Genomic DNA, 2,538 nt, shown 5'->3' on the forward strand with positions numbered 1-2,538 from the left:
GTGTTCACGATGTTCCCCCTTTCACTTAATTACGCATGTAATGTTATTTATTGAGTGATATTAGCCTATTAGAAAAAATGAGTCGTTTTTTGTACCTCGCCGCAACGAAGAAAAAGATATTTTCTAAACAATCAATTATATGAATGAGTTAATTCAAGACTTGTATTTTCACGTTTTTAACGCCCCAATTTAAAGCATCCTGCTCATTAGGAATAAAGATATCTACTCTATTTCCTTTTATAGCACTGCCGGTATCCTCTGCCGTTGCGTAGCCATAGCCTTCCACATACACTTTTGATCCAAGTGGGATGACAGATGGGTCAACAGCTACTACTTTTGCATCCGGATTTGCTTTTAAGTCGATTCCAGTAGCTGTAGTRCCGCTACAACCTTGACAATCAGCAGTATATGCAGTTGCTCTTACRGTAATCTCTTTTTCTATRYCTGAYTGATTCGTAGCTTGACTTTTTGATGTTGTTTTTTCTTTTTCAGATTTATTAGCTGGCGCTGCTTGTTCAGAATTCTGTTCAGGCAATACGCTCGCTGMCTCATCTTTGTWYGTCSCAGGTTTAATAACTAGTTCCTGYTTYGGATGGATTGTATCTGAATTTAAACCGTTCCAAGATTTAAGGTCATTTACTGATACATGATATTTGYCTGCAATTTCCCATARYGTGTCCCCGGACTTGACCTTATAATGCTTTTCTTGAGAAATATGTAATGTTTCTCCTGAATAAATCGTRTCTGAAGACAAATGGTTCCAAYCCTTAATATCTTCTATTGATACTTTATAYGTTTGAGATATCCCCCATAATGTGTCTCCATCTTTCACATTGACATCTTCTGCTTGTACCGGAATAGTGAATGCACCGGATATTGCAGCCGCTGCCGCTAACGATAAGATTGATTTTTTCATATGTTGTTACCTCCTTGTAAGCTAGTAAGTTAGCTAATTTTTTCAATAATAGCATAGTTATTTGCTATACAAAGAACAAACAGATAAAGAATCGATGACAGATATCACAGAAGGATAACGAAAAGATATCAAACTTTAAAATAACACTAGAATAATTAATCCTATATGTCCGTCGTATCAAATTACGACTCCACTGGGCGGAGTTTGGTTGTTTTACTGGTCCGCACATCCAGATAGAATATCTTCCAGAAAGAAAGTACTTCAAGAAATTGCAAACATATGTCCAACCCCATTATTGCTTCATATGTAATTTCACACTGCCCTTATCCAGAAAACAGATAAAAAAAAGAAGATGATTCAGTTCATCTTCTTTTATCTATATATTAATCGCTACCGGTCACGAATAAATCTTCTTTAAAATAGGCGAGGACCATGCCAGCTTCCACTTGTTCCCCCTCCAGTACCTCCAATGATTCTACCTCACCGCTGACACCAATATGGATGATTTCCTCACGTCCTTCTGCCGTCTTAATATGGAACAGTGGTTCCCATTCGTAGAATCCGGAATTTTTGGTTATTAAAACTTTTTCAACTTTACCATGACAAGGACTAAGAATCACATCAACGTACATCTATATCACTCCTTCCTTCAATATTGTTCAAAATGAAATTGGGATTGTAAGACTGACTTGAGAAAGTATTGAAATTCAGAAATATCTTCTTGTTCAATGCCAAGCTTCGGAGCCCAGTACTGATCTAAATGAATATCATCGGCACACAGTAGGATCATTCTCCCGCTTTGAAGGGAGGTGACCATTGCTTTACCTAAAAACTGAGCCGAGTAGGCAATAGTCACATCATATCTATAATTTTTTGACAATAAGCAATAATGATGAATAGCCTGGTTTTCTTTATTTTCGGAAATAATATCAAAATTCAACTGATTGCCTCCTTTCTTGTAAATCCCTAATTAGTTTAGAACCTGACCCACCCTCGGAGCCGGGATGCTTCTGCTATTTTACGAATCCCTTCTATATAAGCAGCAATTTTCATGTTCACGGAAAATTTTTGAGAAGTATGATAGACATTCAAAAAGCTGGCTGTTATCTTTTCTTTTAAACGTTTATCTACAAGTTCTTCTGTCCAGTAATAACCTTGATTGTTTTGGCACCATTCAAAATATGAAACAATCACTCCTCCTGAATTCGCCAAAATATCCGGGACTAGTAATATACCTTTTTCATCGAGAATTTTGATTGTTTCCTTTGTTGTCGGTCCATTTGCTGCTTCAATTAGGATTTTACATTGCAGTCGTTCGACATTATCTTTATTTATCACTCCGCTAATAGCTGCGGGAATTAGCACATCACACTCTTTTTCCAATAATTCTTGATTGGATAATGAATCTTTAAATAAGTTCGTAACGACTCCATACGAATCCCTGTTTTCCAAAAGGAAAGGAATGTCTAAGCCGTTTGGGTCATATAATCCGCCAAGCTCATCCGATATCCCGACAACCTTAGCTCCCAATTCATGCAAATACATTGCCAAATAACTGCCAACATTCCCGAATCCCTGAATAATTACCCGCATACCCTGAATAGGCATTTTCTTTAAATCAC

At 37.0% G+C, this 2,538-nt stretch carries 4 protein-coding genes; all 4 read right to left on the bottom strand.

Translation table 11 applies throughout. The annotated features are described in order from the left end of the window. Positions 1–148: 148 nt before the first annotated feature. Positions 149–916, bottom strand: coding sequence for a 3D domain-containing protein (locus tag AC1DUW_RS25705; RefSeq protein WP_477643808.1), 768 nt, complete (start codon positions 914–916; stop codon positions 149–151). A gap of 383 nt (positions 917–1,299) precedes the next feature. Further along, complete coding sequence (locus tag AC1DUW_RS25710; RefSeq protein WP_053345621.1) at positions 1,300–1,548, bottom strand: biotin/lipoyl attachment domain-containing protein; 249 nt, start codon at positions 1,546–1,548, stop codon at positions 1,300–1,302. A 17-nt stretch (positions 1,549–1,565) separates the two neighbouring features. Continuing rightward, positions 1,566–1,856, bottom strand: a complete 291-nt coding sequence (locus AC1DUW_RS25715) for an SAV0927 family protein (RefSeq protein ID WP_053345620.1) — start codon at positions 1,854–1,856, stop codon at positions 1,566–1,568. A 35-nt stretch (positions 1,857–1,891) separates the two neighbouring features. Continuing rightward, a partial coding sequence (locus AC1DUW_RS25720) for a Glu/Leu/Phe/Val family dehydrogenase (RefSeq protein WP_477643809.1) occupies positions 1,892–2,538 on the bottom strand: 647 nt, incomplete at its 5' end.

It is taken from the genome of Peribacillus sp. P4_C12 (assembly GCF_056402095.1).

What these genes read in the sequence shown, in the direction of transcription:
- AC1DUW_RS25710 (WP_053345621.1), bottom strand. Translation starts at nt 1,548, where the DNA reads ATGTACGTTGATGTGATTCTTAGTCCTTGTCATGGTAAAGTTGAAAAA.